At 30.6% G+C, this 25622-nt stretch carries 25 protein-coding genes; 9 read left to right on the top strand and 16 right to left on the bottom strand.

From position 1 onward, the window contains the following. Positions 1–94: 94 nt before the first annotated feature. The 4 genes from APS56_RS10385 to APS56_RS10365 form a co-directional block, all read right to left on the bottom strand. The gene (locus APS56_RS10385; protein ID WP_157757656.1) at positions 95–463 is read right to left on the bottom strand and encodes a hypothetical protein; all 369 of its coding nucleotides are present in this window, start codon (positions 461–463) and stop codon (positions 95–97) included. Between the two features lie 757 nt (positions 464–1220). Next, the gene (locus APS56_RS10375) at positions 1221–1823 is read right to left on the bottom strand and encodes a hypothetical protein (protein WP_054727821.1); all 603 of its coding nucleotides are present in this window, start codon (positions 1821–1823) and stop codon (positions 1221–1223) included. 298 nt (positions 1824–2121) lie between these two features. Then, positions 2122–2724, bottom strand: a complete 603-nt coding sequence (locus tag APS56_RS10370) for a hypothetical protein (protein WP_054727819.1) — start codon at positions 2722–2724, stop codon at positions 2122–2124. 211 nt (positions 2725–2935) lie between these two features. Next, positions 2936–3538 carry a hypothetical protein gene (locus tag APS56_RS10365; protein WP_054727817.1) on the bottom strand — a complete coding sequence of 201 codons (603 nt, stop codon included), beginning with the start codon at positions 3536–3538 and terminating at the stop codon, positions 2936–2938. Between the two features lie 1267 nt (positions 3539–4805). Here APS56_RS10365 and APS56_RS10360 point away from each other — a divergent pair. Both APS56_RS10360 and APS56_RS16985 read left to right on the top strand, forming a co-directional pair. Then, positions 4806–5678: an AraC family transcriptional regulator gene (locus APS56_RS10360; protein ID WP_054727816.1), complete on the top strand. Its 873-nt coding sequence runs from the start codon at positions 4806–4808 to the stop codon at positions 5676–5678. A 15-nt stretch (positions 5679–5693) separates the two neighbouring features. Further along, positions 5694–5867, top strand: coding sequence for a hypothetical protein (locus APS56_RS16985; protein ID WP_157757655.1), 174 nt, complete (start codon positions 5694–5696; stop codon positions 5865–5867). Positions 5868–5885: 18 nt separating this feature from the next. Here APS56_RS16985 and APS56_RS10355 read toward each other — a convergent pair whose 3' ends face one another. The 5 genes from APS56_RS10355 to APS56_RS10335 all read right to left on the bottom strand — a co-directional run bounded on the left by APS56_RS10355 (position 5886) and on the right by APS56_RS10335 (position 9319). Next, positions 5886–6536 carry an HD domain-containing protein gene (locus tag APS56_RS10355; protein ID WP_054727814.1) on the bottom strand — a complete coding sequence of 217 codons (651 nt, stop codon included), beginning with the start codon at positions 6534–6536 and terminating at the stop codon, positions 5886–5888. A gap of 66 nt (positions 6537–6602) precedes the next feature. Then, the gene (locus APS56_RS10350) at positions 6603–7595 is read right to left on the bottom strand and encodes an acyl-ACP desaturase (RefSeq protein WP_054727810.1); all 993 of its coding nucleotides are present in this window, start codon (positions 7593–7595) and stop codon (positions 6603–6605) included. A gap of 5 nt (positions 7596–7600) precedes the next feature. After that, positions 7601–8344, bottom strand: coding sequence for a lysophospholipid acyltransferase family protein (locus APS56_RS10345; RefSeq protein WP_054727808.1), 744 nt, complete (start codon positions 8342–8344; stop codon positions 7601–7603). A 26-nt stretch (positions 8345–8370) separates the two neighbouring features. Further along, positions 8371–8772 (bottom strand): hypothetical protein, encoded by a 402-nt coding sequence (locus APS56_RS10340; protein WP_054727806.1) that lies wholly within the window; start codon positions 8770–8772, stop codon positions 8371–8373. A gap of 136 nt (positions 8773–8908) precedes the next feature. Next, entirely contained in the window at positions 8909–9319 is a 411-nt protein-coding gene (locus APS56_RS10335; RefSeq protein WP_054727805.1) for a BrxA/BrxB family bacilliredoxin, read from the bottom strand. Between the two features lie 209 nt (positions 9320–9528). Between APS56_RS10335 and APS56_RS10330 the strand changes: the two genes are divergently transcribed. Next, positions 9529–10299, top strand: a complete 771-nt coding sequence (locus tag APS56_RS10330; protein WP_054727803.1) for a TerB family tellurite resistance protein — start codon at positions 9529–9531, stop codon at positions 10297–10299. A 30-nt stretch (positions 10300–10329) separates the two neighbouring features. Here APS56_RS10330 and APS56_RS16980 read toward each other — a convergent pair whose 3' ends face one another. The 7 genes from APS56_RS16980 to APS56_RS10300 form a co-directional block, all read right to left on the bottom strand. Beyond that, a complete protein-coding gene (locus tag APS56_RS16980) occupies positions 10330–10494 on the bottom strand; it encodes a hypothetical protein (protein WP_157757654.1) in 165 nt (54 codons plus the stop codon). An 86-nt stretch (positions 10495–10580) separates the two neighbouring features. Next, a complete protein-coding gene (locus APS56_RS10325) occupies positions 10581–11231 on the bottom strand; it encodes a porin family protein (protein ID WP_054727802.1) in 651 nt (216 codons plus the stop codon). Positions 11232–11493: 262 nt separating this feature from the next. After that, positions 11494–11733, bottom strand: coding sequence for a hypothetical protein (locus APS56_RS10320; RefSeq protein WP_157757653.1), 240 nt, complete (start codon positions 11731–11733; stop codon positions 11494–11496). 190 nt (positions 11734–11923) lie between these two features. Beyond that, positions 11924–12307, bottom strand: coding sequence for a GreA/GreB family elongation factor (locus APS56_RS10315; protein WP_054727798.1), 384 nt, complete (start codon positions 12305–12307; stop codon positions 11924–11926). Positions 12308–12799: 492 nt separating this feature from the next. Then, positions 12800–14749 carry a CBM96 family carbohydrate-binding protein gene (locus APS56_RS10310; protein WP_082379331.1) on the bottom strand — a complete coding sequence of 650 codons (1950 nt, stop codon included), beginning with the start codon at positions 14747–14749 and terminating at the stop codon, positions 12800–12802. Positions 14750–14767: 18 nt separating this feature from the next. Continuing rightward, positions 14768–16435 carry a sialate O-acetylesterase gene (locus APS56_RS10305; RefSeq protein ID WP_054727794.1) on the bottom strand — a complete coding sequence of 556 codons (1668 nt, stop codon included), beginning with the start codon at positions 16433–16435 and terminating at the stop codon, positions 14768–14770. Positions 16436–16869: 434 nt separating this feature from the next. Continuing rightward, the gene (locus APS56_RS10300; RefSeq protein WP_054727792.1) at positions 16870–17889 is read right to left on the bottom strand and encodes a S66 peptidase family protein; all 1020 of its coding nucleotides are present in this window, start codon (positions 17887–17889) and stop codon (positions 16870–16872) included. Positions 17890–18063: 174 nt separating this feature from the next. On the opposite strand from APS56_RS10300, the gene metG reads away from it, so the two are divergent. The 6 genes from metG to APS56_RS10270 all read left to right on the top strand — a co-directional run bounded on the left by metG (position 18064) and on the right by APS56_RS10270 (position 25577). Continuing rightward, positions 18064–20172, top strand: a complete 2109-nt coding sequence (metG, locus tag APS56_RS10295) for a methionine--tRNA ligase (protein WP_054727790.1) — start codon at positions 18064–18066, stop codon at positions 20170–20172. 71 nt (positions 20173–20243) lie between these two features. After that, positions 20244–21026, top strand: coding sequence for a copper resistance protein NlpE N-terminal domain-containing protein (locus APS56_RS10290; RefSeq protein ID WP_054727788.1), 783 nt, complete (start codon positions 20244–20246; stop codon positions 21024–21026). A gap of 115 nt (positions 21027–21141) precedes the next feature. Next, the gene (locus APS56_RS10285; RefSeq protein WP_054727786.1) at positions 21142–21660 is read left to right on the top strand and encodes a ferritin; all 519 of its coding nucleotides are present in this window, start codon (positions 21142–21144) and stop codon (positions 21658–21660) included. A 410-nt stretch (positions 21661–22070) separates the two neighbouring features. After that, entirely contained in the window at positions 22071–22541 is a 471-nt protein-coding gene (locus APS56_RS10280) for a lipocalin family protein (protein WP_054727784.1), read from the top strand. 12 nt (positions 22542–22553) lie between these two features. Then, a complete protein-coding gene (locus APS56_RS10275) occupies positions 22554–23258 on the top strand; it encodes a YiaD family glycine zipper/OmpA-like lipoprotein (protein WP_054727782.1) in 705 nt (234 codons plus the stop codon). Between the two features lie 195 nt (positions 23259–23453). Continuing rightward, positions 23454–25577, top strand: a complete 2124-nt coding sequence (locus APS56_RS10270; RefSeq protein WP_054727781.1) for a Tex family protein — start codon at positions 23454–23456, stop codon at positions 25575–25577. The last annotated feature ends 45 nt before the right edge of the window (positions 25578–25622 follow it).

Raw genomic sequence — 25622 nt, 5'->3', positions numbered from 1 at the left:
AGGTTTTGTATAGTATTATAACTCCTAAAAACAAGACATTGAAATTCCTGTTGAAAAAATCAATATAAAAAACCTAAAAAAATAGCAATGAGTTTTAAACTTTAGGAGGGTGAAATATAGAATTTATATCTAAAAAGGAATATGATATATTATAATCTGATGGGATATTTGCTTTAAGAGTATATATAAATATGGATGATACTGATGTTTTAATTATCTCTTGAAAAAAAACTACACTTGTTTCAATGGAAGTTTGCTTTTTGTCATTACCAGTTTCTGAAGTTTCAGATGCTTTAGCCATTTCTTTTGCTAAATAACATTTTCCGTTACACTTCATTTCAACTATTTCTTTATTTTCACAAAGTTCATTTTTTATATAATCATAAAAAGCAACATATTCCAATACAGGAAGTATAGGCTTTAAAAGCATAAATAGAGCAAATATGATTGAGAATATTTTCAAAAAAAACAGCTTATTTTTGCAAATATAATCAATGGAATTTTATTCCATTAATAAAATTTATAAATAAGTATTTCAATCAAGGTAGTGTTAAAAAGTATTAAGGTGTATGTGTGTAAACCTTTTAGAGTAGAGTCATTTTAGTTAATGATTTATTTTGTTACCTATTAAATTTATCAAATAATAGGGTAGTAAGCATCCAGTATACTGAGCAATATATAAAGGTTGCAATAAAAAACACAAATTCCCATTTTGTTCCAACAAGTAGGGAAAAACAAAAAGATAGTATTATAATGTTTATAAAAGCCCAAATAATATGTAAGGCTATTTTTTTTGTTTCCCAATTAAGACTTTTGAGAAATATTAGCTTTTTTTGATTTAAATTTTCAGAATTCATTTTGTTTTCTGATAAATTGGGGTTTATGTTTGTACTAAAATTGTTTGTCAGCTATGTAATGAAACATATAATGACTTTACCTGAATTTGATAAAGTCATTATACGTTAAATTTATGTAAAATTAGTGCTAATCAGTATTTAGAAATTTTTAGCTCCAAGCAAATTTTTTAAAAAAATTATAACTTGGTTTTTCTTCTTGATTAGTAATAGAGTTACTTGATTTTTCTATTTCAGAATTTGAAGTTTTCTCTTTATGAATTTGATAACAGTAATAAGTTTGGGATATAAACATAATATAAGGATTTTATAGTGGGGTATTATACTCTCTTTTGTTAACTATACTATATAGTGAACATTTAGGTTTTAATTAATAATTTTTGTAAATTCTCTGTCTTCTGTATGAAAGACCATTTTGTAACTTCCTATTTTTAAGTCGCTTAGTTTTAAAACTCTTGCAATGTTTTGTGTGTTCTCTATTTTTTCTGAATACACAAGTTCATATTCATTAGAATCTGTATAGAAAACTTCAATTTCTAATGGTGTTTCGTCTAAGGTCAATCTGGTAATATAAGCCATATCGTCTTTAACCCTAACCAATGGTTTAAAAATGGTTTTCTCTAATTCTTTATTAAAAGAAACGATGTTTGAGTTTACAGAAAATGGAATGATATTTATTTCTACGTCTTGATCTAATTCAAAAATGTATTTGCCATTTGGTAAAGTAGTTAAATCAAACCCTTTACTATATACGCCTGGTTTTTGTATAAGCTCTTTATATAATATGATACCATTGTCGTCTTTTATAGACAATAGGTTACCTTTTTTTACATTTTCTAAGGTTAATGAGGTTTTTTCAGCATCATTTTTTATTGTAAAAAATGAAGATTCATTTGCGAAGCTTAATGAAGTAGCAAGCATAGTTACCATTAAGATTCCTTTTTTTAAGTGATTAATTACTTTTTTCATGATTTGGTATTTTTAACGTTCAACACTACAAATATATAACCGCTTTTTGTTATGCAAAACACTGATATTTACATATTTATATGTTATTTTATCTGTTATTTTAATGTTAAATTAATATAGAATATAAGGGTGTTAATACTGTATATATAGCGATAATCATAAATTTTTGGTTTCACTACTTTATTAAAATATTTATAAAAAAAGATTTAATGCATGAGCATGAAGACGTTAATTTTAAAATTTCTGAAAAAAAAAGTGGGCTACTTCAGCCCACTTTTTTTTCAGAAATTTAATCTTCTTAATTTATAAATTCAGAGAATTCTTTACCTTCAGACTTGAAAACTAATTTATAGCTACCTTTTCCTAAACCTGTTAATTCATAAATTTTTTCTATGTTCTGCGTATTTTCTATTTTTTCAGTATGTACAAGCTCAAAAATATCAGCATCTGTAAAATAGACTTTAATTTCTAATGGCTCTTTATTTAATGATAATTTAGTGATATACGCCTTTTCATTTTTAACTCTTACTATTGGTTTGTATATGGTTTTTTCTAATTCTTTATTAAATAGTACAATATTAGAGTTTACTGAAAACGGTATAGTGGTTATTTCCACGTCTTTATCAAGTTCAAAAGTGTAGTTTCCATCAGGAAGCGAAGTTAAATCAAATCCCTTAGTATAAATTCCTGGTTTTTGTATAAGCTCTTTATATAATGTCATACCGTTATCATCTATAATAGATAATAGGTTTCCTGCTTTTACATTTTCTAAAGTCAAAGAGGTTTTTTCAGCATCATTTTTAATTGTAAAAAATGAAGATTCATTTGCAAAACTTAACAAGGTAGCAAACATAGTTACCATTAAGATTCCTTTTTTTGTGTGTTTAATTTCTTTTTTCATGATTTGGTGTTTTTAACGTTCAACAATACAAATGTAAGTTGTATTTGTTGTTTGTAAAACATTGATATTGATGTATTTATGTGTTATTTTAACTATTATTATATTATCATTTTTATGTTAACTCTAATAGCTTAAATAGTATAAATAAAAATATGGGATATAAAAAAGTGGGCTATATAAGCCCACTTTTAAAAATAAATTAGTTAGTGTGTTAGTTTAAGAATTTAGTGTATTCTCTTCCTTCTGAATTAAATACAATTTTGTAAGATCCTTTATCTAATCCAGTTAATTTAAACACTTTTTCAATATTTTGTGTGTCCTCTATTTTTTCAGAATATATTAAAGAATAATCATTAGATTCTGCAAAATATACTTGAACTTTTAATGGTGATTTGTCTAAGGTTAATTTAGAAATATATACAATATCATTTTTAAGATTAGTAATTGGCTTGTATATTGTTTTTTCTAATGCTTGATTAATTTCAACTTTATTAGCTATTACTGAAAATGGAATTGTACTAATTTCTACATCTTTGTCAAGTTCAAAAACATAATCTCCATTTGGAAGTAATGTTAAATCAAATCCTTTAGTATATACTCCATTTTCTTTAATTAGTTCACTATATAAAGTAATTCCATAAACATCTTTAATAGATAATAAGTTTCCTTTTTTTACATTGCTTAAAGTTAATGATGTTGTTTTTGCATCATTTTTAATTGTATAAAATAAAGGCTCATTTGCGAAACTTAATAAGGTGGTAAACATAGTTACTATTAAGGTTCCTTTTTTTAAATTTTTAATTATATTTTTCATAATATGTTTTTTTAATCTTCAACACTGCAAAGATATGCTGGTGTAACACCCTGGAAAACATTGAAATTGACTAATTTATATGCTATTTTATCTGTTAAGTTAATGTTAACTACCCTAATTGTTAATATAGCATACACTCAAGTTAAAAGAGTATATTTTGCATCCTTTAATAGTGATTTTAACCAAATAATTTTCAAAATAACCTAAAAAGTATATTAGATTGTTATTTTGGTATATATAGAATAAGTAAAAGAAAAGTTAATGTATTTTATAGACACAAAATTCTTTATTTAATTAGATGATGTATGAGTGAATGACATTATATATTTGTCGCCGTCTTTTAAATGTAAATAAAGTTTCCTATAAGACTTGTCATTTATTCGTTTTAAAAATAAGAATGAGGCCTGAAATACATAAAATGGCAATTAATAATTTTTCAAGATTTCTTTATTTATTCTTGTAAAAGTTCGTTTCCCTAAGTACTGAGCAAAAAGAAAAAATAGAAATACCAATTAAGCAGTTTTTAAATGATTAAAATTTATAGTTGAAGCAGGAATTAGGGTTATAGTAGCAGGTCCTAAAACATCAATCATCGTTGCTCTAAAAGCTTTAATGTCTTTTACGGTGCTTCCTTATAATAGAAGGGCCTCCTGTAGAAAATACACCTGAAAAAAAGCCAGCAACCGCTCTAAAGGTAAGACGCCTCCTTTATTTAGCCTTATTTTCTTTTTAATTAATAAAACATAAGATACATATAGTAAAATAATAACTACAAGTCTTTTTTTTAGTAAAATTGGTTTTGAATAGTAAAGCATGAATATGCCTAAAATAACTCCTACATCTGATCTTATAGCTAGTATTAAAATTATTTTGGCTCAATCTCAAAAGTAAGTTGAAAATAGAGCAAAAAAAAAGTGGGCCACCACAGCCCACTTTACCAACTAAACTAAACTAAATATAAACATTAATTCAAACTAAAAAACTAATGTGTTTTGTAAACTATTTATAGATATAATACTATAAATGTCTTTTTTTTTGTTACTTTATGGTAGATATTAATTAACTAAATAATGTTACCAACTTTCTACACGACAAATATATAACCGATTAACGTGCTACAAAACAACAAATTTGACCTATTTGTATGCTATATTAACTGTTAATTAATTGTTAACAGCACGTTAAGGTAAAATAACATATAATAAAGTTAAATAAATATATAATGTATACACATTAAGTATTAAATTTGCATTTAAATTACCTACTCATGATAAATAAGAAACCCACTTTAAAAAAACTAAGCCCGAGTTTTGGAAGTTCTATAATGGTGAAACAGCATGTGGATAAGGTAGATAGAAATGCTGCCTATTGGCATTTTCATCCAGAATTGGAACTTATATACATTAATAAAGGGCAAGGAAAAACACATATTGGAAATCATCTTTCATATTTTAATAATAGTCAACTTATATTAATAGGTTCTAATTTACCTCATAATGGCTTTACAGATAGACTAACAGCCAATGGAACTGAAACAACGGTGCAATTTAAATCTGATTTTTTAGGAGATAGTTTTGCAAGTATTCCTGAAATGGCTACAGTCATGTCATTATTTGACCGCGCTAAAAAAGGAATTCGTTTTAAAATGGAAACAAAAGCTGTGATAGGTCCTAAGATTGACAGCTTGATGGAATATACAGGTTTAGAACGTGTTATCAAGTTTTTGGAAATAATAAATTATTTAGCATCCACAGATGATTATAGTTTGCTAAATGCTGATGGTTTTGCTTTTGAAACCGAGGCTCAGGATAGCAGTAAAATAGATGTCATTTTTAAATACGTAAATAAAAACTTTCAAAACCACATTGCTTTAGATGAAATTGCAGATGAAGTAAGTATGACAGTTCCTGCTTTTTGTAGATATTTTAAAAAAGCTACGGGAAAAACATTTACACAGCTTGTTAATGAATATAGAGTTGTACATGCCACTAAATTATTAAATGAAAGTCAAATGAGTATTGCAGATATCTGTTTTGAGTGTGGATTTAATAATTTTTCTCATTTCAATAAACAGTTTAATGAAATTACTGGAAAGAGTGCTTCTAACTACAGAAAGGAAATAAAGTTAATTATTCAATAAAAAAAACCTAAGGCCATGGAAGAAAAGATAAACGAGGCTTTACAGTATTATCTCTATAAACGAGAAGGTATATTAAAATATATTAATGGTAATGATAATTTATCAGCAGTAGATATTATTGAAAATGCAGAAGAATTATCGATTTTAGAAGCAAAAATCTCGTCTTTTCAACAAGCTCTTGAAGATTAATAATCAAATTAAAGAGTTTTAATTACCGTTCCATTCTTTATAAAACTGATTTAAGAACGTTTCCATAAACGTATGACGTTCTTCAGCAATATCTTTACCAGTTTTAGTATTCATTTTATTTTTTAAAAGCAGTAGTTTTTCATAAAAATGATTAATTGTAGGTGCCGTTGACGCTTTGTATTCTGCTTTAGTCATGTTAAGTTTTGGTTTAATTTCCGGATTGTATAATGCTCTATTTTTAAAGCCTCCGTAGTTAAATGTCCGAGCAATACCAACAGCTCCAATGGCATCTAATCTATCTGCATCTTGGATTATATCTAATTCAATAGATGAGAATTTTTGAATTTCATTGCCACCTTTAAAGGAAATATTTTCAATAATTTTTACTACATGATTAATTACTGTTTTATTAACATTTAAATCAAGTAAAAATGTACTTGCTATTTTAGGTCCAATGGTTTCATTCCCATTATGGAATTTACTATCAGCAATATCATGAAGTAAAGCGCCTAATGATACTATAAAAGTATCGGCTTTTTCATTTTTTGAAATCAATAAAGCATTTTTGTAAACACGGTATGTGTGAAACCAGTCATGACCGCCCTCAGCATTACTAAGGGATGTTTTTACAAATTCAATGGTTTTATTGATGATTTCTTTTTGTGTCATTATAAACTTAAAAATAAAAATCCCTTTCGATTGAGAAAGGAATTAATAATTTGAAAAATAGTTCAACTATTTTGCTATGGCTGGAGTTACCCATTTAAATTGAAAAGAATTTTCTGGTATTTTCATACGTTCTGACAACCTGTACATTCTATCGGGTAGTTTCATCAAATAATCTCTTGCTTTTTCGGCTTCATCAGTAAGATTTGTGATTTTGTCAATTTCCCAGCGGTTTATTAATTTTTGTAAAATATCAACATAATCTTTAGAAGTATAAACTCCAATACGTTGTGCTGTATTTGAAAATTCTTCAAATGCAGTACTGGTTTTGCCACCCGATTCTCTTAAAAAATGTGCAGGCATGGTAATTTTTTGTTTCATCATATAATGAAAAGCCATCATCATTTGACTGGGGTCTACCTTAAAAATACGTTCAACAAAATCTGCATATGCATGGTGGTGTCTCATTTCATCACCAGAAATAATTTGGCACATTTTACCTAATTGTTTATTTCCAGCCTTTTTTGCAATTTTTGCTACTCGATTATGTGAAATGTAAGTTGCTAATTCCTGAAAACTTGTATAAACAAAGTTTTTGTAAGGATCTCTATCGGTACCAATATCAAAACCATCAGAAATTAAATGCTGTGTTGTAACTTCAATTTCACGCATATTAACCCGACCAGAAAGGTAAAGGTATTTATTGAGTACATCACCATGTCTGTTTTCTTCAGCAGTCCATTGGCGAACCCATTTTGACCAGCCATTTTGACCATGTACTTGATCTACACCTTCAACATCCATTAACCATGATTCATAAGTTGGAAGAGCTTCTTCCGTAATCATATCACCTACCAAAACAACCCAAAAATCATAAGGTAATTCTTTTGAGAGCTCTCTAATTTCTTCAACTTCATTAAAAAAATCATCCCCTTCAGAATTTGGTAAAAAATCTGTAGGTTGCCATATTTTTTCAGGTTCAATTAAATATTTTTGAATTAAAGTATCTACGTCTTTTTCCAAAAACTTCATGACCTCAAATCTCACATTCTTTAAAGACATAATAATTAGTTTTTATGTGTTATTTGTTTTTTTATAGTAGTTTCAACACTATTTATAAGTTCCTCTGAATTTACAAAGGTATCTATTTTTAATGGTTTGTGTACAGTTAATATAATATGTGCCCCTAATCCCAATGGAAATTTACCATATTTTTGTGTTTTCCAAGAGTTATTTATAGTTAATGGCACCACAATAGCTGATGGTATTTTTTTTAATAAAATATCTAATCCTTTTGTTTGGAATGGTTTAGGGGTTCCGTCTTTACTTCTTGTGCCTTCTGGAAAAATAACAGCAGCATGTTTTGATGTTTCTATATATTCTCCAAATTTAATCAAAGCAGGAATAGACTGACGAGGATTTTTCCTGTCAATCAGTACAGAACCACCATGAGTTAAATTATAAGAAACACTAGGAATACCTTTTCCTAATTCAATTTTACTAATAAATTTAGGATGATATTTTCGCATATACCATGAAATAGGAGAAATATCAGTCATGCTTTGATGGTTGCAAACAAATATAATAGGTAGATTGCTTGGAATATGATGTGGATTGTTATAAGAAAAACGAGTGCCTAAAATATTTAAGCAACGCATTAGAAAAAAATTCATGCAATCTACACTTTTCTTATGTGCTTTATAACCAAAGGTATTAAAACAAAACCATTGTATACCGTGAAACACTAAAAGCGTAATACCAAAGCATATAAAATAAATAACCGATAAAGGATACGATAAAAGTTTCATCATACCTCAAAAATAATAAAAACTGCCATTTAATAAATAGGAAGGCAGCTGTTATTTTCACAGTTTACTTTAGATGGGGGTAATACAAAAGCACAATCAGAAAAAACGCCCCATTTTGTGTTAAATGCCGCTTCTTTTTTATTGTAGTCTTTAACCAAGTTTTCTAATTCGTCTACATTTATAGACGTAGAATAAATCAAGTAACTCCATGGCCCTCCACAGGGCTTACTACCAAGAGCTATATATTTACATTCAGTTGTTTCATCACAAATGGATGCATTTGCTAAAGTTTCTATATTTGTTTTTAAATTGCTTAGTTCCTTACGTTCTTCTTCTTGAGTTTTAGATGTATCGTTGTTATCTTCACATTGAAAAGCAACTAATGAGAAGCATACAATAAAAAGAAATATAATTGGAAATGATTTTTTCATCTGCTAAGGACGTTTTACTTATAAGATGTAAAGTTGCTTAAAAGGTTGCGTTTAGATATAAAAAAACCACAATATACATATCGTGGTTTTTATGTTCTACGATTCCTAATTTTTATGAAAAAAAAAGGATTTAATTTTAGCAATGTGCATTATAAGCATCCTTAAGGTTATCAGCAATTAATTCTGCTGGTCTGCCTTCAATATGATGACGCTCTAACATATGCACCAATTCACCATCTTTAAATAATGCCATACTAGGTGAACTTGGAGGAAACGGTACCATGTGTCCACGTGCTGCATCAACGGCTTCTCTATCAACACCTGCAAAAACCGTAACAATATGATCTGGTTTTTTAGTGTTTTGTAAACTCATTTTTGCACCTGGACGCGCATTAGCAGCCGCACAGCCACAAACTGAATTTACTACAACTAAGGTAGTGCCTTCTTTTGCTAATGCAGCATCTACCGCTTCGGCAGTATGCAATTCTTCAAAACCAACTGTTGTTAAATCTTCACGCATTGGTTTTACTAATTCTGCTGGATACATATTTTTAAATTTAAAAAATTAACATTTTAAGACTGTAAAGATACAGAAAATTAAGTGTTCGGTCGTAGTATTGGGCTTCACCTTTCATTGTTAAAAATAATTCTAACTATGAAAATAATAGTAAAGGAATGAGTGTTTTTGTAACAAAGAACTAAAAAACCCAACTAACAATCTTATATTTGAAACTTAAAAAAATAACGTAAAATTACATGAGTATTTCAAAATGGATTGGAGGCGCATTAGGCTGGTCTTTTGGTGGACCAATAGGCGCTATTATAGGATTAGCAATAGGAAGTATGCTGGATGCGATGACTGATAGTAAAGGTAGTCCATTTGTAGATCAAGGCAATTCAAACCAAGGGCGAACCACTTATAGAACACACACACGACCACAAACCCAGTCTGGTGATTTTGAAGTTAGTTTACTGATACTTTCATCCATTGTAATAAAAGCAGACGGCAAACAAGACCAACGTGAATTAGATTATGTGCGGACTCAATTTGTAAATATGTATGGGAAAGATCGTGCTAATCATGCTTTTAGACTTTTTAAAGAGATAAATAAACAAAAAAATATTTCTACCCGCCAAGTGTGTATGCAAATTAGACAAATGATGGAACATGCATCCCGATTGCAATTGATGCATTTTTTATTTGGTATTGCTAAGGCAGATGGTTCTGTAACTTCAGATGAAGAACAACAAATCCATATTATTGCTGGTTATTTGGGTATTAGTGCCAGAGATTATGAAAGCATTAAGGCTATGTTTTATAACAGCAGTGATAATGCATATAAAATTTTGGAAATTGATAAAAGTGCCTCAGTTGATACTATTAAAAAAGCTTATAGAACCATGGCGAAAAAGTATCACCCAGACAAGGTTATTCATTTAGGGAAAGAACACCAAAAGGGGGCTGAAGATAAATTTAGACAAGTGCAAGCTGCCTACGAGCAGATACAAAAAGAGCGTGGGTTTTAATAATACTCGTTTTTTTATTATTTATATAAATTAAAAAAACATATAGGTTACAGCCGTAGCTACAATCAATAATGCTAATACAATAAAAATAAAAAGCGCAGTGTTTTTTGTAATCTTGTCTTTTTGGAAAAGATAATTCTTATTGTTGTCTTTAGATTCCTTTACTATCTCAAAGTTTTCTTCTTCTTGTTTCATGATGTTTTATTTTAAGTTAAACCATTTAAAAGTAACACCTATTGGAAACTCAAGTGATGCGTTCCAATAGGTGTTGTATCTCTATATTAATTTAATTTTAAAGCAAGGTATAAGCTAATATTACTGTTTTTCCCATCAGGAATAGTATAAGTTTGACCAGCAACAGTTCTTTCTTTTCCAACAGTTGATAGTCCGTAATTATACCTTAAGCCAATTCCTAAATTATTCAAATCGAATCCAACACCAGCGGAAAGCCCTGTGTCAAACTTGTTAAAATCGTCATTATCATAATTTTCTTCAAAATCAAGGCTACCTCCCTCTGATTCATTTGTAATTTGCGAATCAATTAAATAAGCAAAATAAGGACCTGCATGTACATTAATGTTTTTTGCCAGATTAATTTTTAATAAGAGAGGTACTTCTATATAGTTTAATTTAAACTTTGCTGTTCCTGAAGCAAAAGCATTATCATAAACTAATTCTGATCCCTTTACAGAATACAATAATTCAGGTTGAATGGCAATAAAGTCTGTTAGTGGAAAGCTTGTGTATAAACCAGCATTAAAACTAGTTAGCATGTTATTATCATCAACATCATCTGTGTACATATTAGAGAAGTTTACACCGCCCTTTATGCCTATTTGCGGTGATGAACCATCGCTAACTTGAGCATTTACTGTAGTTGTTATTCCGAGTGTTAGTAGTAAAATAACTGAAATTTTTCCTAAGTTTTTCATGTTGTAATTTTTTTAGATTTGTTTTATTACAAAGATGATATTATCACAACATGTTTGCGTTATAGTTTTTTTAATAGGAGTTATAAGATTTCCACTTTTATTGGTGTGTTATATTTTTATAAAGATAAAAAGCACATGAATTACCCTGTGTTTTTAAGGATAAATGCATCAAATTTAAAGTTATGGGTAGATGACTATTAGAAATAAAAAAACCAACTATACATGAAAGTATAGTTGGTTTTATAGAATTTTAAATATAGTATTACTTGCTAATGTATACTTTATCGTCTTTGCCTTTTGAAAAGACAAATACTAATTTATCATCAGAGTTTGTGTAAATGGATTTTAAATCCCAACCTTCTTGAGCAGAGGCTTCTTTAAGACACTTGCGTACATCTGGGTTGTTTAAGTTTAAGTTGTTTATTTTTATTACGTCAGCATTCATTTGTGCTGAAAGCAATAACATACTTGCTATAGTTAATAATTGTAATTTTTTCATCATTTGGAGACTTTTTAATATTCGTTAAAATAATTTGATACAATTTTATAGCATAAATTAATAATTATTAAAAAAAATAGTTGACTGACCATTATTAATCGTTAAGGCGATGAAATTTGTTGATAACTTTTGAAAAGCTAATTATGAAACCCCTTGTTTCATTTAAATACAAGGGGTTTGGTGTTTTTTTGAATTATGCTTGTTGAAAGGGTTCTACTTTTAAAATTTCTATTTTCTTGGTACCATTTTTAAAAGGCCAATCAATTATATCACCAACTTGTCTTCCCACGGTTGCAATAGCGAATTCAGATAAAATTGAAAATTTTCTTTTTTTAATGTTTTTTTTATTTGTTGAAACAAATATATATTCTTCTTCTTTATTGGTTGTATGATTCTTGATGACGACTTTTCTATTAACTGTCACAATATTGTTAGGCAAGTCTCTACGACGCACCTGTTGAGCATCTTTTAGCTCTGCTAATAAAAGTTTTTCTTCCTGTTTTGTTACTTTTTTTCTTCTAACATGATCTTTGATCATATCGTAAATTCCAGTTGTTAAAATGACATTTTCAGACATAATAATATTTTTGAGTATTTTCTTATGTAGATACTTTTATATCAGACTCAAACATTTAAATACTGTATTTAAATGTAAAAGCATTTAAAAAAAGAAAATAAGGGTTATGATTTATTCAGTTAACCAGAAAAAAGCCCTGTCTTGAGTCCTGACAGGGTTTATTGAATAAACTCTTTGGAATTTTTTAAAAAGATATCATCGTGTAAATAAGATAATGACAACAAAAGCCCCGATGAAGATGCTCGTTTGTATATAATATTAGTTGCTGTCATGAGTTATAATATATAATGCAAAGTTAACCTTTAAATTTGAAATCATATTCATGTTTTTGGTTTTAACTTTATTGTTTACACATGAAGAACGTGTTCTAATTTTAAAAATTACTAAATAAAAAAATCTCAGATTAATTGTAATCTGAGATTTTTTTATTTAAGAGTTAATAAAGCGTTGTTTTTTTTAATAGTGTTATTTTTTGATTGAAAAATATATTTATTAGTCAACCTTAATCATTTTTTTTACCAAGTTTTTGCCATTGTTATAAGATACTTTTAAAACGTAAGCTCCAATGGCTAACGACAAATTTTGGACCTCAATGACTGATTGGTTATATGTTTCTTTTGATATTAATGCGCCACCAGCTAAGTTAATTAGCTCTACTATAACATCACTTTGTCCGTCGTAATCAGCTATTTCTAAGGTATAATTATCTATAAACGGATTGGGGTAGGCCATGAGTGTTTCAGTTTTTTTTGTGTTTAAGATTTCATTTGTGGATAAGGTGCTAGGGTCTGTTATTAATAATTGCCCTGGATTGCCACCATCTTTTCTACTGCTGTCAAACTTATGGCTTAAAGTGTTATCTGGACCAATATTGAAAGCCACACTTATTTCAGAGCCTATATTTGCCTTTGCATATGCTGTAATATTCCATTCGTAATATTGATTAGGTTCTGTAAGATATGTTGTTGTAATGGCCTTGCCAAGTATAGGTGCATTGCTATCGTTAAGTGTTTCTTCTTCCCAGTCATTTCCTGTTTCGTATACTGTTATTGGGCCACCTAAAGAAAGAATAGCATCTTCAATTTCGTCATCATTATTAGTTTCGTTTGCATATAATCGTACAACAGCATGCTCTATTTCTGTAACTGTAGACAGGTCAAATTTCATATAGATGATTCTAGCATCAGAGGTGTTTGAGCCTGAGGATGCTGTTAAGTTATTTAAATGACTAAAATTGGTAGATGAGCCACCTTTAAAATAAGTATCTGCTATGGTTGTTAGTTCTACATTTGTGGCTGGTGCATCGTATAGTTTGGCTATTCCAATGCCACCTTCACCATTTCCTGTGTAAATGACGTATAATTGTCCATCGGCATCTTCAAAAACATCAGGGTCTCTTAATTGGTTTACATCAATTCCTGCACTTGTTTTTGAATTATCCAATGTGTGTTCGCCACCTTCCCATCCTGGGTTTGGAGCTAATATATCAATAGGTGGATAGGTTGGATTCCATGATTCCCAATCTGCAGTCATATCTATAGTAGACATTTGAATTCTTTCTTGAAATTCACCCCGTCTTGAGTAAAACACTTGCAATTGATCGCCTGCCACGTGTACACCTGTATGACGTACTCTTAGGTCTCCAGAAGGTACAGGAATATCTTCACCAAAAGCATTGACTGAGGCTCTATCCCATAATTGGGATGTAAAATCATGACCCGATGGTATGGCCCATGGATTGGCTCCATCCAAGGCTTTGTTTGTTTTTGCTCCGTTATCAAAAGCAAACAAATCACCATTATATTCAAATACTCGGAAATAAGAACTTCCTAATTGAACCGGTTGGATGCCATCGTAAAATTCTAATCCGTACGGCGAGGTTGACACCCAAGTTACTTGGTCATTTTGTTCTACACCATTTACATAATATGAGGAACCAGAATGAAAGTACATAATAATACGTTGGTTTGCATCATCTACAACAACGTCTGGAGATGCCAAATGATTTTCTTCAATGTATAAGTTTGGACTACTTTCGCTTAGGATGATATCGGCTTCATTATTATCCAACACACCTCTATCACCAGGTGTTGCCGAATCATCATATAAAGTATAAGGACCTTCTATATTTGCAGCCCATGCCATACGAATATAATCGCCTGAATGGTGTGCAAAATAAAGGTAATACTGGGCTGTTGGATGAGCACGATTCGTTGGTAGAATCCAATCTGGAACTCGAATTATTGATGGGCCGTTAATGTTTTCTCCATCTGATGGATTGATAAACATGGATGGCTCTATGATAGGGTTGCCATTATTTAATCTTATGGCTTGATAGTTTGGTGTTTGGGAGTATGAGGCTGTAGGTGACATTAGAAATACAAATAACAAGTTGATTGTTATCAAGCATAGTTTTGTTATTTGAGCTTTTGAAATTTTCATGTTTTTTTAGTTTAAAAATTAGTTTTTTAGAATAAGTCTTGATATTTTTTTATTGTTGTGCTCAATCACTACAATATAGGTTCCAGATGGTAAGTTTGAAACATTTAATGTCCCTGAAGAACTATTTATTTTTTTGCTTTTTAATTGTTGACCTGTGATACTAAAAATGCTTACATTTCCAATAATACCATTGTTAGATATAATCAGTTTATCATCTACTGGATTTGTTATTTTAATAGAATTGAATACTTCGCTTTCTACTAAAGTATTGTTACTTAATACAGGTGGAATTGAGGTGTCTATATAACTTATTATTATATGAGGTCTTAATTCAAAATTTGCAGTATCATCTTTTGTGCTAATTGTAAATGAATAGTTTGCATTAATTGGTGCATCTAAGCCCAGAGCTATAATAGATGTTCCTAAATAGTATTTATCTTTTATATATTCGGTTAAATCAGCACCGCCATGAACAAGCTCATTTACATCTCCATCATTATCATCATCATCTTCATCTTCGTCAAAAGTTGTGGTGCTGTAGCTTATTAAATTTGTGAAACCATCTACGAGGTTATTTTCTGTAACTGTACTCTCTGACCATGTGGTGTCAATATCATAAAAATTAATATCTATGGTATTTTTGTGTGGAGCATTGCCGTTTACCATTAAAGTGGCGTCCACAATCAAGCGTTCAGAAGTTTCAGTTAAATCCTTTATATCAAACTTAAGTAGACCTTTTCTTATTTGATCAGTTGTATAATTTTTAACACGCACAGTTAGGTTTGTGTCTTCAACTTCTTGAGCTTTGTCAGCATGTGAGCCACCCCTAACAAAGGAGTCTTCTTTTACATATATAACTTGATTTTCAATGTAAGTATAGCCATATATCATTTTTAAAGCTTTTGCAGCGTAACGATATCCTAAAACTCGTTGTCCATTGGAATTAAAGTGTGTTCTATCTAAAGTTTGTAAACCGTCTGTTGTAACGTAATCTGTAAAGGGGATATATGCAGCATCAGTATAATCGGTTATTTTTTTAATATTGGTATTAAAATTTTCGTTATCAGTTCTTTGCTTGCTTATTTGACCTACTATAACGGGTAGGTTTGGCATTTCTAAATCTGTTCTAAGGTTAAAGATTAAGTTTTCGAGCTGAGTTAAATAAGAGCTTAAGCTTCTGTTAGCTTCTCCTTGGTGCCATAATATTCCTTTTAGCGTAGAACCATTTAAATCTAAAGCTGCGTTAATTCTAGAAATAGCCTCTTCATAATAGCCTTCTGGAGCTCCTTTTTCCCATTCTTGAATTTTAGAGCCACCAATGGCATTTACTACTAAACCAATTTGGTTGCCAGTAACATCATGTAACATACGTCCAAAGGTATAAGAGAAGTTTAATCCTTGTGGTTGATTCGTGTTTCGTACAGTAGAGTATCTGTTTAGGCCACCATCACTTGTTTCTTTATCAGGGTGAATTGCGTTAGTGTTTTGGGCAGCTTCCCATGTTGTACCATTATATAAGTCAACTCCAGAAAGGGCTACCATATCTTGAGCTTCTATGGCACCTCGGCCAGCAGCGTTAGACTGACCAATTACTAAATACACATCTCTTTGGGCGTGTACTAATATTGGAATACATAATAAGGAAAGGGTTAATAATAGGTGTGACAGTGCGTAGTTTTTTTTCATATTATTAATTTGATAGTTTGTTTGTTGGTGTTGGAGTGTTGCACTTAATTAGCAGTAAATGCTATGCGTAAAGTGTTATCAAATATATTTTAAAGGAATCTTTTTTATTAGTACTAATGTTCCCAATGTTTTGTGCTAATGTTCCATCTTAGTATATATGTGCCATTAAACAACATATACGCTTAGTTTAATGTTATTATAAATAAGTCATTGTCAAATCAACAATCAATTATAGTGTTTAGATTTGAATTATTAAAGGGTTGTTTTTACGTGATTAGTTTTAGGTGTAAAGAGGAATTAAAGAAGTAAAAATGTTTTTCTTTTTTTCTTGTAAAGCGTTTTAATTATTATTTGCGAGCGTAGAGAATATATCGACAAAAAAATAAATACTAATGATAATGCGAATTGCGTAAGTATATTGTGTAAAAAAGCTCTTAATTTATAAAGTCAACAATTGATTGATCTTTTTCAACAAATAAATCAACCACCTTGCCAAAAACTAAAGCACGATTGTCTTTTTCGTGTCCTGCAGGCATATTAAATGCTACTGGGAAATCATAATCTGCTAAAACGTCTAGAATAAGTTGTTCAGTAGAGCTTCCCCAATGAGTTGTGTTTTTTCTAACTTTGGTGATGTCCCCTACAATAACACCCTTGCAGTTTTCGAAATAGCCTGCACGTTTTAAACTTTGTAACATACGGTCTATGTGATAGCGGTATTCTCCTATTTCTTCAATAAAAAGTATTTTTCCAGAGGTGTCTAAGCTACTTTTAGATCCTAACATACTGTATAAAATACTCAAATTACCACCAACAAGTTGCCCAGAAGTGCTACCTGCTTTGTTGTATTTTGAGCCTGAAAGTGTATAACTCAGAGGTTGTCCAAAAAGGGCGTTTTTAAATGTGTTAATGGTTTCTTTAATAGTTTCAGCATTGTCTTGTAAACTAGTGCACATCATAGCATGAATGCTTTGCACGCCAGTAACGTTTATTTGGTTATGTAGTGCTGTAATATCAGAATATCCAATAATCCATTTTGGGTGTTGTTTAAATTTGGTATAATTTAATTTGTCTAAAATTCTAACAGTTCCGTAACCTCCACGCGCGCACCAAATGGCACTTATTTTGGGGTCGTCTAAGGCGTTTTGGAAGTCTTCACAGCGCTCATCATCAGTACCTGCAAAATGATTAGCTTGGTTAAAAACGTGTTTGCCAACTATTGGATGCAACCCCCAATTTTTTAAAAGTGCTTTTGCATTTTCTATTTCTTCAGTTCTGTTTTTTAATATTCCTGCTGGCGCTACTATGGCAACGGAATCGCCTACTTTGAGGTGTGGTGGTTGTTTCAACGTGTTGTTTTGTTTTTCTGTTACCAAATGTTGTGCTGAAATTGTTTTTGTTCCGAAGAAGAAAACAATACAAAATAATGTTAATATAAGTAGGATTTTCGACATAATGTAAAAGTACATTTTTTTTCTAAATAGCACTCAAAATGTGTACTTTTACGGCTTTAAAATAAACCGTCATTCTGAGCGAAGTACAGGAGTCTGTTGAATTATAACTTCAATTAATAGATTGCCATGGTTATACCTCTTTCGTAATGATATTGAAATTTAATTTTTATATTAATGAATAAACCAAAACGCTATACCGTTACCGCCGCATTACCTTATACCAACGGGCCTATTCACATTGGTCATTTAGCAGGTGTATATGTGCCAGCTGATATTTATGTGCGCTATTTGCGCCTAACAGGAAATGATGTTGTTTTTATTGGTGGAAGTGATGAGCACGGTGTGCCAATAACTATAAAAGCGAAAAATGAAGGGGTGTCTCCTCAGGATATTGTAGATAAATTTCATAAAATCATAAAAAAATCGTTCGAAGATTTCGGAATTACTTATGATAATTATTCCCGTACTTCCGCTAAAATACATCATGAAACTGCTTCAGAATTCTTTACTACTTTAAATGATAAGGGAGAGTTTATTGAAGAAACTTCAGAACAATTATATGATGAAAAAGCCAGTCAGTTTTTGGCTGATCGTTTTGTAACGGGTACTTGTCCAAAATGTGGTAATGAAGAAGCTTATGGTGACCAATGTGAAAAATGTGGTACTAGTTTAAATGCCACAGATTTAATCAATCCAAAGTCAGCATTAACAGGTAATGTGCCTACTTTAAAAGAAACAAAACATTGGTTTTTACCTTTAGATAAGCACGAAGCTTTTTTAAGAGAATGGATTCTTGAAGGTCATAAAAAAGATTGGAAATCCAATGTTTACGGGCAAGTAAAATCATGGATTGATGATGGTTTGCGTCCTCGTGCAGTAACCCGTGATTTAAATTGGGGAATTCCAGTGCCAGCAGCCGGTGGAGAGGGGAAGGTGCTTTATGTTTGGTTTGATGCGCCTATAGGTTATATTTCATCAACTAAAGAATGGGCGGCACAAGAAGGAAAAGACTGGGAGCCGTATTGGAAGGACAAAGATACGAAATTGGTACATTTTATAGGGAAGGATAATATTGTATTCCACTGTATTATTTTCCCAGCTATGTTAAAAGCAGAAGGGTCATTTATTTTGCCAGATAATGTACCAGCAAATGAGTTTTTAAACTTAGAAGGAAATAAATTATCTACTTCAAAAAACTGGGCTGTTTGGCTGCCTGAATATTTAGAAGAATTTCCTGGTCAGCAAGATGTATTGCGTTATGTGTTAACTGCCAACGCCCCAGAAACTAAAGATAATGATTTTACTTGGAAAGATTTTCAAGCTAGAAATAATAATGAATTGGTAGCCATTTTTGGTAATTTTATTAACCGTGTAGTTGTTTTAACTAATAAATATTACCAAGGAGTTATACCCACTCCAAGTGAATTTGTACAAGAAGACAAAGAAACTTTGGCAGCTGTAAAAGCCTATCCAGATGTTATTTCAAGCTCTATTGAGCGTTATCGCTTTAGAGAAGCTGGACAAGAAATGATGAATCTTGCTAGATTAGGAAATAAATATTTAGCAGATGCAGAGCCTTGGAAAGTTATTAAAGAAGATGAAGCACGTACAAAAACTATTATGTATGTAGCACTGCAAATAGCATCTGCATTGGCAACTTTAAGTGAGCCCTTTTTACCATTTACGTCTAAAAAATTAAAAGGGATTTTAAATGTGGCTCTTGGTGATTCGGAACAAAAAAGACATATTGATAATGCATGGAATGAAGTGAGTTCACAAGATGTTTTACTTCCAGCTGGTCATCAAATAGGTAAAGCCGAATTGTTATTTACTAAAATAGAAGATGATACTATTCAAAAACAACTTGATAAATTGGAAGCAAGTAAAAAAGCAAACGATGCTGCAAATAAAAAAGTAGAACCACAAAAAGACACTATTACTTTTGATGATTTTACGAAGTTAGATTTGCGAGTAGGGACTATTATTGAAGCCGAAAAAATGCCTAAAGCTAAAAAACTATTGGTTTTAAAAGTTGATACAGGTATAGATGTTCGTACCATTGTTTCTGGTATAGCAGAAAGTTTTACGGCAGAAGAAGTTGTTGGCAAACAAGTAACTGTTTTAGTAAACTTGGCTCCTAGAGCACTGCGTGGTGTAGAAAGTGAAGGTATGATTTTAATGACTGAAAGTGCCAATGGCAAGTTGGTATTTGTTAATCCTGATATTTCGTCAAATAGTACCAATATAGCAAGTAAGGTTGCAAATGGTTTACAGATAAGTTAAAAACTGTTAACATAATGTTTTAAGTCATCTGGATGTACGTTTTATACGTACTTAATTGTAAATTTTGATTTATGAATAAAATGGCATTACAATTAGGACTTATTGTAAGTTTACTAATAACGAGTTGTAATTTAAACAATAAAAAAACTATTGAAGATTCCTTAGGAAATAACCCTAAAGCCGAATCCTTGGATTTAGAGCATACCAGTGAACAGTCTTTAGATTGGTATGGAACCTATAAAGCTATTATACCTTGTGCAGATTGTGAGGGCATAAAAACAACAATCACTTTGCATAAGGATGCTACCTATGAAATGGAGGAAGTTTATTTAGGGAAAAATGATAAAGTTTTTATAAGTCAAGGTACTTTTAAGTGGCGTGCTGATGGACAAGAAATAACGTTATCTGATACGGATAGACCTAATTATTTTGTTGGTGAAAACACCTTATTTCAATTGGATGTTTCGGGAAATAAAATTACAGGTCATTTAGCTGATAAATATACTTTAGTTAAAAACAGCATTGCTTTTACCAATACTAAATGGAAATTAGTAAAGATAATGGGGCAAGAAGTGGATAATGAAAAAGCTTTTATTTTATTTGCAACAGAAGAAAACCATGTGTTTGGTAACAATAGTTGTAATAATTTTACAGGCTCTTTCGAACTAAAAGAAGGAAACCGAATTGTTTTATCAAAATTGGCAAGTACCATGATGGCTTGTCCAAATATGGAAATTGAAAATCAGTTTATGTCAATTCTTAAAAAAGTAGATAATTTTTCTCTTAGTGGAAACCAAATGACACTTAATAAAGCAAGAATGGCTCCTCTAGCCGTTTTTGTGGCTGTAGAATAACCCTATTATTAATTTAATACTTTACTTAAATAAAAATTAAAAAGTTGTAGATGATTCACTCTTTAATATTTCATATAATTTTAAGAAATCTGTAACTTTACAAAAAACAAAAATTATGTTATCAAAAACGATTGAAAAGGCGCTTAATAGCCAAATAAGAATAGAGGCAGAATCTTCACAAATATATTTAGCAATGGCCTGTTGGGCAGAAGTAAAAGGATTGGAAGGTGTTGCTGGTTTTATGTATGACCAATCTGATGAAGAACGTGACCATATGCTAAAACTTGTTAAGTTTATCAACGAACGAGGGGGACATGCTCATATTTCTGAATTAAAAGCGCCAAATGTTACGTTTCAATCTTTTAAAGAAATGTTTGAAATGCTTTTTAAACATGAGGTTTTTGTGTCAGAAAGTATTAATGAATTGGTTCATATTTCCTTGCAAGAAAAAGATTATGCTACTCATAATTTTTTGCAATGGTATGTATCTGAGCAAATTGAAGAAGAAGCTATGGCGAGAACTATTCTTGATAAAATAAATTTAATTGGTGATGATAAAGGAGGTCTTTATTTATTTGATAGAGATATTCAGCAATTAACAGTTAATTCTGCATCAACAGATACTGCAGAGTAATTTTAACATTAAATCTTATTTAGATTAATTAAAAATAAACTATTTTTGTTCAATCATTTATTATAAATAGGTGTTTTGGGCAAAAAGAAACAAAAAAAGCAATTAAAAAAATTACAAAGCTTAGGAATTATAACTTCTGAGAAAGTAAAAAGTAATTGCTGTAAAAAATATAAAAAGAGTGAGAACAAACGTTGTAAGAAATGTCCTTGTTTTGACTTGCTTAAAAAAGTGGCTTAACCTATCCCAATATATAAATGAGAATATCCCAAATTAATTTCTTCAGAGAGTAATTACAAAGTACTCTGTATTTCTGTTTATTTCAAAATGGAAATTTTATAATCAAAAAAAATAAAAGTGTAACTAAATAACTTAGATGACTTCTCATCTTTGTATATGTAAAATCCAAGCAAATGAAAAAAATTTTAATATTATGTTTATCAATAGGGTTTATGTCTTGTGGCTCTTCAAAAACGGTTAGAGTTTCTAAGAAAGTTATTAAAGGCGAGTGGGTATTAAATTCATTAACCTACAGCCAAGGTGGAACCTACAACGCAACCATATTTAACGATGCTTCCAATGCATGTTTTGAAGGTAGTACATGGCAATTTGTTCCAAATAATAATACGGGTACATACATGTTTGATGGTATAAACTGCACTAATGAGCCGCGGTATTTTGTATTTACAATTCAGGAAGTAGATGCAGAAACGGGTTTTTATGATTTTTTATTAAAACCAACTGATGAAAAATATAAGTCGGAAACCAATCAAGGTTTTAGGTTACATCTGTCTGCTCTATCTGAAACAGATATGCAGTGGCAGCAAACTGTGAATGTTGCAGGTAGTTCACTTATAATGAATATGAATTTTATAAAAAAATAAAAAACAATACAGATGAGAACGATAATTAACAAATTAGGAATTTTGCTTTTAACGGTTGTAGTTACAATGAGCTTAACAAATTGTAAAGCTGTTCAAAACGCAAATAACAAACAAAAAGGTGGTGTCATTGGAGCTACGGGAGGCGCTGTATTAGGTGCAATTATTGGAAATAATGTTGGTAAAGGTGGCAATGGAGAATTAGGAGCTGTTATTGGCGGTGTTATTGGCGGTGGTGCTGGTGTATTAATTGGAAATAAAATGGACAAACAGGCTCAAGAAATTGAAAATGAAATTCCTGGTGCTGTTGTTGAACGTGTAGATGATGGTATTGTGGTTACTTTTGATGAGAATAGTGGTGTTTATTTTGATACTGAAAAGTATAATATAAACAGTGAATCACAAGCAACATTAAATAAATTAGCAAACGTATTTATTGAGTATCCTGATACTAATATTTTAGTTGTTGGGCATACCGATAGTTCAGGTTCTGAAAGTTACAATATGACATTGTCAAAAAACAGAGCTACAGCAGTAACAAATTACTTAACAAGCAAAGGTTTAAATAGTAATAGGTTTACAACAAATTGGTTTGGAGAAACGCAACCTATGCATGATAACACCACAGCAGAAGGTCGCGCAAAAAACCGCCGTGTGAATGTTGCTATTTTACCAAATGAAAAAATGATTCAAGACGCTGAAATTGAAGCAAAAAATTAATTTTTAATTAGTATAAATTGGTATTAATCTCGTTTTTTAACTCAGTTAAAAAACGAGATTTTTTTTCTTGGAAGTTACGTAAGTACTGATTAGAATCTTGTATTATAAGAAAAGCATTTTATTTGCAAAACTGGGTTTTACATTTTATTTCTACGTTATCTTATTATATTTGTTTTTCAATTATTTTAAACTCATATGTCTTTAATTTCATACATTATTTCTCATAGTCAGCTTTCAGAACAATCTATAAAAAATACCGTAGATTTATTAAATGAAGATTGCACCATTCCTTTTATTTCAAGATACAGAAAAGAACGAACAGGTAATTTGGATGAGGTTGAAATTGGGGACATTGTAAAATATAAAGAGCAATTTGAAGCTTTAGATAAGCGAAAAAAAGCTATTTTAAAAGCTTTAGATGAGCAAGAGCTTTTAAGACCAGAATTACAACTGAAAATTAAAGCTGCTTTAGATATAACTACACTTGAAGATTTATATCTACCATTTAAGAAAAGTAGAAAAACTAAAGCAGAAAAAGCACGGCAAAATGGATTGGAGCCGTTGGCAAAAATTATCATGGGTCAGAATGCCAATGATGTAGAATCTATAGCTTTTAAGTATGTAAAAGGTGAGCTTGTTTCTGTGAATAATGCTTTGGAAGGTGCTAGGCATATTATTTCAGAATGGATTAATGAGCGTACTGATATTAGAAACAGCATGCGTAAGCAATTAGAGCGCTTTGCTATAATTTCTACTAAAGTGGTAAAAAGCAAAATAGAGGTTGAAAACGCGCAAAAATTCCGTGATTATTTTGATTGGGAAGAATCTTTAAGTAGAATACCATCACACAGATTATTAGCTATTTTAAGGGCAGAAGCTGAAGGTTTTATTAAAATAAAAATTTCAATTGATGATGAAAAAGCTTTATCTAAGATAGAAGACAGAATTATTCGTTCTAATAATGATTGTGCTGAGCAAATAGAAATAGCCATTGAAGATGCTTATAAGCGTTTGTTGCTACCATCGCTTTCAAATGAAGCCTTACAAATAGCCAAAGAAAAGGCTGATGCTGCAGCAATTTCAGTATTTGCTAAAAATTTAAAACAATTATTATTAGGTTCGCCTCTAGGTGAAAAAAGAGTATTGGCCATTGATCCTGGTTTTAGAACAGGATGTAAAGTTGTTTGTTTAGATGCACAAGGGCAATTAAAATATAATGAAACCATTTATCCGCATCCACCAAAAAATGATATTTCTGGATCTATAAAAAAGATTAGTTCCTTAGCTGAAGCTTATAAAATTGAAGCCATTGCTATTGGAAACGGAACAGCATCAAGGGAAACAGAAGCACTTATTAGAAAGATTCATTTTAAAAATGATATTCAAGTTTTTGTAGTAAGTGAAGCTGGAGCCAGTATTTATTCGGCATCAAAAATTGCACGTGATGAATTTCCTGATTATGATGTTACCGTTCGTGGTTCTGTATCTATTGGTAGACGTTTGCAAGATCCTTTAGCTGAATTGGTTAAAATTGATGCTAAATCTATTGGTGTTGGTCAATATCAGCACGATGTAGATCAAGTTAAACTTAATAAAGAATTGGATGTGGTTGTTGAAAGTTGTGTAAATGCAGTTGGTGTAAATGTTAATACAGCAAGTGCTAGTTTATTAAGCTATGTTTCAGGCATTGGTTCAAAACTTGCTGAGAATATGGTTAAATATAGGGATGAAAATGGGGCATTTATTTCAAGAAACGATATTAAAAAAGTACCGCGTTTGGGAGGTAAAGCCTTTGAGCAGGGAGCCGCATTTTTAAGAATTAGAGCGGCTAAAAATCCTTTAGATAATTCTGCTGTTCATCCAGAAAGTTATGGTTTAGTAAAACTAATGGCTAAAGATTTAGGTAAAAGCGTTCAAGAATTAATAGGAAATGCAACAGAACTTCAAAAAATAGATTTAAAAAAATATTGTACTGATATTGTTGGATTGCCAACACTTCAGGATATTGTTAAAGAATTAGAAAAACCTGGTCTGGATATTCGTGAGCAAGCTAAGGTGTTTACTTTTAATCAGAATATAAAAACAATTAGCGATTTACAAGAAGGGCAACTGTTACCTGGAATTGTAAATAACATTACCAATTTTGGATGTTTTGTGGATATTGGCATTAAAGAAAGCGGTTTGATTCATGTTTCAAATTTGTCCGACAGTTTTGTAAAAGATGTTAATGATTATGTTAGTCTTCATCAACAAATCATTGTAAAAGTATTAGAGGTTGATATTTCGCGTAAGCGTATTCAGTTAAAATTGCATCCATAGATTTTTTAGTTAAAAACATTTCAAATTTATCGTTTAAATGCATTT

The sequence above is a fragment of the Pseudalgibacter alginicilyticus genome, from assembly GCF_001310225.1.
Taxonomy (GTDB): Bacteria; Bacteroidota; Bacteroidia; order Flavobacteriales; family Flavobacteriaceae; genus Pseudalgibacter; species Pseudalgibacter alginicilyticus.
This window is presented reverse-complemented; position numbering and strand designations above follow the sequence as displayed.